General features: G+C 42.0%; 1 protein-coding gene. It reads left to right on the top strand.

What is annotated here, in order from left to right; all coding sequences use genetic code 11:
- The coding region (locus J7R05_RS07600) for a TolC family protein (RefSeq protein ID WP_208541804.1) at window positions 1-557 on the top strand (557 nt) is incomplete at both ends.

The raw sequence follows: 557 nt of genomic DNA, 5'->3' as shown, positions 1-557 counted from the left end.
GGCAAGTTATTGGTTCTGATCCTGAAAAATTAATACATCCACCTGTGGCAAAAGATTTACCGATCAATCTTGATGCTGCTTATCAGATGAGTGTTGCACTACATCCGGCAATTCTTTATGCAAAATATTTGGTTGATGCTAGCCGTTACAATGTAAAGGCAAAAGAAGGAGCATTGCTTCCTAAAGTTGATCTTTCTGCAGCAGCATCTTATAATCAGATTTACAGTGGTGCTGGGGAAGAGGGAGTTTCTAAATCAATAGGGGTGTCAGTGAGTGTTCCAATTTTTGAAGGTGGGCGTGCATCTGCTCAGATTCGACAATCCAAGGAACAACTTGAGCAGGCTCATCTTCAGCTTAATTTAGCTCATAGTAAGATAAGACAGGCACTTACTTCTGCTTGGTTTCAGTTAGAGGGTGCGCGTACGTCTGTTGTCGCGTATCGTGAGAGTGTTCGTGCTGCTGAAATTGCTCTTAAAGGTCGTGTTCAAGAAAATCGGGTAGGGCAGGCTACGACATTGGATGTTTTAAATTCTCGAACTCAGTTAATTAATGCTCAA

Source organism: Bartonella capreoli, from assembly GCF_902813205.1.
Classification (GTDB): domain Bacteria; phylum Pseudomonadota; class Alphaproteobacteria; order Rhizobiales; family Rhizobiaceae; genus Bartonella; species Bartonella schoenbuchensis.
The sequence above is the reverse complement of the archived record's forward strand: the minus strand, read 5'-3'. Positions and strand labels throughout refer to the sequence as shown.